The sequence below is a fragment of the Halomonas sp. 3D7M genome (genome assembly GCF_014897885.1).
In the GTDB taxonomy this organism is placed as follows: Bacteria; Pseudomonadota; Gammaproteobacteria; order Pseudomonadales; family Halomonadaceae; genus Vreelandella.
Genome location: NZ_JABUZF010000153.1, coordinates 1 through 4,613, shown reverse-complemented (window position 1 = coordinate 4,613; position 4,613 = coordinate 1). Strand labels below are relative to the sequence as shown.

Sequence of the window (4,613 nt, the reverse complement as noted above, 5' to 3'; positions counted from 1 at the left end):
GCCTCTTCAAACTCCAGGTTCTGCGCGGCTTCAAACATGGCGTCCTCTAGCTTGCTAATAGCCGCCAGCAGATCGTGTTTGCTCATCGTGGTCACATCATACTCAGCAGCACTCTCTGCCACTTTGCGCTCATTGCCACGGCGACGGCTGCTCTTCTTGCCTGGTGCCTGGGCGGCTTCAAGAATATCCGCCACGGAGCGCGTCACGGTGGTTGGCGTGATGCCATGCTCTTCGTTGTGAGCGGTCTGCTTGGCGCGGCGACGTCCGGTTTCATCGATGGCTTTGCGCATTGAGTCGGTGATTTTGTCACCATACAAAATAGCTTTACCATGGGCGTTACGGGCTGCACGGCCAATGGTTTGAATCAGTGAGCGCTCAGCACGTAAAAAGCCCTCTTTATCCGCATCCAAGATGGCAACAAGCGACACTTCAGGAATATCTAAGCCTTCTCGAAGTAAGTTGATACCCACTAAAACATCGAACTTACCAAGACGCAGGTCGCGAATAATTTCTACCCGCTCAACGGTATCAATATCCGAATGTAAATAGCGCACGCGGATACCGTGCTCATCAAAGTATTCGGTCAAATCTTCCGCCATGCGTTTAGTCAACGTCGTCACCAGAACACGCTCACCAACGGCGGTACGTAAGCCAATTTCTGAGAGCAGGTCATCAACCTGAGTACTGGCGGGGCGAACTTCTATTTCTGGGTCTAACAACCCCGTTGGGCGCACCACCTGTTCGACAATTTGACTGGCATGTTCTGCTTCATACTTGCCTGGCGTTGCCGACACAAAGATGGTCTGTGGCGAAATAGATTCCCACTCTTCAAATTTCATTGGGCGGTTATCTAGCGCTGAGGGTAGCCGAAAGCCATACTCAACCAGGGTCTCTTTTCTAGAACGGTCGCCCTTATACATACCGCCAACCTGGGGTACGCTCACATGAGACTCATCAATAAACAGTAACGCGTCATCCGGCAGATAGTCGAAGAACGTCGGGGGTGGCTCGCCAGGTGCGCGGCCTGAAAGGTAGCGCGAGTAGTTCTCAATGCCGTTGCAGTAGCCAAGCTCTAGCATCATTTCAATATCGTAAAGGGTTCGTTGTTCTAAGCGCTGCGCTTCAACTAAACGCTCGTGCTTACGCATCCACTCAAGACGCTCCTTAAGCTCTGCCTTGATCGCATCAATAGCACCTAAAATAGTTTCTCGCGGAGTAACATAGTGAGATTTAGGATAGATGGTCATGCGAGGCACATGGGTACGCACCTCGCCAGTTAATGGATCAAATAGGCGAATAGAATCAACTTCGTTGTCAAACAACTCCACCCGCACCGCTTCTTCGTCAGAGTCTGCGGGGAAAATATCGATCACATCGCCCCGCACCCGGTAGGTGCCTCGACGAAAATCCATATCGTTGCGGGTATATTGCAACTCGGCCAAGCGGCGTAAAAAAGCACGCTGATCAATTAGCTCACCACGGGTGAAGTGCAATCGCATCTTAAGATACTGATCCGGATCACCGAGACCATAGATTGCCGATACCGAGACAACGATAAGCGCATCGCGGCGCTCGAGCAGCGCTTTCGTAGCAGATAAGCGCATTTGCTCGATATGGTCATTTATCGAGGCATCTTTCTCAATAAAGGTATCTGAAGAAGGGACATAGGCTTCCGGCTGATAATAATCGTAGTAAGAGACAAAATATTCGACAGCGTTATCCGGAAAAAACGATTTGAACTCACCATATAGCTGGGCAGCGAGCGTCTTATTGGGCGCCATTACAATCGTTGGGCGCTGCTGCTGCTGCACAACATTTGCCATCGTGAACGTTTTACCCGAGCCAGTCACCCCTAACAAGGTCTGATGGGCAAGCCCCGACTCAAGCCCACTAATCAGACTGCGTATCGCGGCGGGCTGATCACCAGCAGGCTTAAATTTGGACTGCAGCCGGAATTCCTTGCTCATCATTACTCCTTAAAAAGGAAGTGTACTACTCGGTAAACGTGGAAATTTCTACCGTCGCCTGGGTCATCAACCGCTGTATCGGGCAGCGATGGCTAATGTCTTCTAGCTTTGCCCGCTGTTCAGGATCATCAATACCGTGGAAAGCCATCGTCACGGCTAACTTATAGACACCTTTTCTTTCCTCACTATCATCGCGCTGCACTTTAACGGTGATGCCTTCCAGCGGCCACTCTTTGCGCCTGGCATACATTTGCACGGTAATCGCTTTGCAGGTACCTAGGGCAATATCAAAGTAATCATGCGGGTCTGGTGCACTACCGTCTCCTCCGACTACCGGCGGTACGTCACCATAGAGGTCTTCCAAACCATCGACTTCAATACGCTGACGAAATGTATGGTTACGCTCACTAATAATCGTGATTGGCTTATGCATCAGGAAACCTTTATACCGAGGTTTAACTTCTCGACCGCTTTTATAAGCGCTTCACGCTTAGCTCGCCCTTCTACTTCTGCTCCGTGGCGCCCTACCTCAGCACTATCGACGCCATCCAGCATCATCAGCGCCGTGGTAATCTTATTCACCTGATCGACTGTTGTGACACCTTGGAACGTTAATGATTGATATGCCATTCCTTGCCCTTTTCTACGCTGAATTGAAGTGAGTACGCTATTGAAAACTATGCAAAACTGATACAGCCCAAGAAGTCTAGCACGCGCCAGAGCCCTTGCAATCTACCCGCAGTGCCCGCACCTTTGATACAAATGCGATTACGTTACGTTTACCCTATCTTCCCTTATGGAGTCTATATGGCGACTGTCTCTTCGTTACTCAAGATAAATGGCTGCGTCCGTTTGCCTCACCTCGCCGCCTTAGATGTCAAAGGTGCAGATGCTGAGAAATTCCTGCAAGGGCAAACAAGCGCACAAGTTAGTTTAGCCAATGGTTTTTTTGCGCCTCTTACCTGCTTTTGCACACCAAAGGGAAGAATGCTGGCCAATGCTCAATTACTAAAAATCAGCAACGACCATTATAGGCTACTGTTGAGCACCTCATTGATCGATATGCTCGCCAGTCATTTAGCCAAATTTGCCGCTTTTTATCGCGTCGAATTGCAGGCTCAGTCATCGATGCTTATCGTAGGCGCCAGCGAAAGTGCCAACGAGGTTGCTCAAGCGTTTGGTTTAGCGCTTCCTGATCAACCTTATACCCATCACAGCAATGCCCAAGCAACAGCCCTATGCCAGCCAGGTGGCGGGCGTTGGTTAATCAGTATAGAAAATTCTGCTGAACAGAACGCCATTGCAATAAATGATGATGAAGATGCGCTTAACACGTGGCAATTAGCAGATATCCGCAGTGGTTTGGCGTGGTTAACAGCCCCACAGCAAGATCACTTCCTCCCACAAATGCTGAACTGGGAAGCACTTGGGGGAATTAGCTTTAAGAAAGGTTGCTATACAGGACAAGAAGTCGTCGCACGGGCGCATTTCCGAGGCCAAGTGAAAAAACGCTTAGTGCGCGTTACCGCCAGTGTTAACAGCTTACCCCAGATCGGTGACACGTTAGTGGATGAGCAGGATAAAACCGTAGGTGAAATCGTTAGCAGTGCATTTAGCGACAAGCAGCAAATTGAGATGCTCGCCGTTGCGAATACTAAAGCGATTGAAGCGCTCTCCCCCCTTTATTGGCAAGGGCATCCGGTCACGCTCTGCGACCTGCCCTATACCGTTGAGCGCCTGGATCCTGAACAGCTGGCCAGCAGCCTAACCGCCTAGTAGGAATTGAAATATGGCAGCTGAAATAAGCGAATAGCATTTGCACTGCTCAGTGCCGCTATTGTTTCAAATGGCTGATGCCGGAGTGCTGCCACCACGTCAGCTACCTTTGCCACCCTGCATGGCTCATTACGTTGCCCCTGATAGCCGCTAAGCGGCATATCGGGGCTGTCAGTTTCTAACACAAAGCCATCGTCAGGTAAGCGTGACACCACGCTACGAAGTCGTTGCGCGCGCTCGTAGGTAATCGCCCCTCCCAATCCCAGGGTATAGCCTAGATCGAGAAACTTAGCGGCCTGCTCATAAGAACCTGAGAACGCATGGATAAGCCCACCGCGGGGAAGCGCCAGCTGGCGTAGGCGTTTGCCTACCTGATCATTGGCTTTTACGCAGTGCACCACAACAGGTAAAGCGAACTGCTTTGCTAGACCGAGCTGCGCATCGAAATAGGCCCACTGTTTATCTAATGACTCCGTAAAGCGGCCATCGATACCACACTCACCTATTGCCACAACGCGTTTTTCGGTTTCGACTTTCTGCTCAGCTAAAAGCTGCTCCAAGGCGACTAAATCGTGGTTAACGTGTTGATCAATGAAGTAAGGGTGAAGACCAACACAGCTACTTACCTCCTTACACGCGCCAAGCGTCAACACATTTGGCCATAGGGAGCGCGTCGTTGATGGCACAACAAAGTGTTCGACGCCCACCGCCTTGGCATTTTCGATGACCGCATCGCGATCATCGTCAAATGCCTCGAAATCCAGGTGGCAGTGGGCATCAATCAACATAGCAAGGCAGTCAACATACGATCAGTGCTCGCGAGTGGGCTGGAAACGAATATCCGGCCAGCGCTCTTGGGTCATCTGCAGG

The 4,613-nt window shown here is 50.7% G+C and carries 5 protein-coding genes; 1 reads left to right on the top strand and 4 read right to left on the bottom strand.

Translation table 11 applies throughout. The features are described 5' to 3' along the window. The 3 genes from uvrB to INT22_RS07350 form a co-directional block, all read right to left on the bottom strand. On the bottom strand, positions 1-1,967 hold a 1,967-nt coding region (gene uvrB, locus INT22_RS07360), incomplete at its 3' end, for an excinuclease ABC subunit UvrB (RefSeq protein WP_193067971.1). Between the two features lie 25 nt (positions 1,968-1,992). Then, positions 1,993-2,400: an OsmC family protein gene (locus INT22_RS07355; RefSeq protein ID WP_193060378.1), complete on the bottom strand. Its 408-nt coding sequence runs from the start codon at positions 2,398-2,400 to the stop codon at positions 1,993-1,995. After that, entirely contained in the window at positions 2,400-2,597 is a 198-nt protein-coding gene (locus tag INT22_RS07350) for a hypothetical protein (RefSeq protein ID WP_038484371.1), read from the bottom strand. The genes INT22_RS07355 and INT22_RS07350 overlap by 1 nt, the downstream gene beginning before the upstream one ends. Before the next feature lie 177 nt (positions 2,598-2,774). Between INT22_RS07350 and ygfZ the strand changes: the two genes are divergently transcribed. Then, entirely contained in the window at positions 2,775-3,743 is a 969-nt protein-coding gene (gene ygfZ, locus INT22_RS07345; RefSeq protein ID WP_193060377.1) for a CAF17-like 4Fe-4S cluster assembly/insertion protein YgfZ, read from the top strand. Here ygfZ and INT22_RS07340 read toward each other — a convergent pair. Then, positions 3,740-4,531, bottom strand: coding sequence for a TatD family hydrolase (locus INT22_RS07340; protein WP_193060376.1), 792 nt, complete (start codon positions 4,529-4,531; stop codon positions 3,740-3,742). The two genes, ygfZ and INT22_RS07340, sit on opposite strands and share 4 nt — an antisense overlap. Positions 4,532-4,613 lie beyond the last annotated feature (82 nt).

Bases quoted from the DNA above. Each gene is read 5' to 3' on its own strand.
- ygfZ (WP_193060377.1), top strand. From the start codon at position 2,775: ATGGCGACTGTCTCTTCGTTACTCAAGATAAATGGCTGCGTCCGTTTG.
- INT22_RS07355 (WP_193060378.1), bottom strand. From the start codon at position 2,400: ATGCATAAGCCAATCACGATTATTAGTGAGCGTAACCATACATTTCGT.
- INT22_RS07350 (WP_038484371.1), bottom strand. From the start codon at position 2,597: ATGGCATATCAATCATTAACGTTCCAAGGTGTCACAACAGTCGATCAG.
- INT22_RS07340 (WP_193060376.1), bottom strand. From the start codon at position 4,531: ATGTTGATTGATGCCCACTGCCACCTGGATTTCGAGGCATTTGACGAT.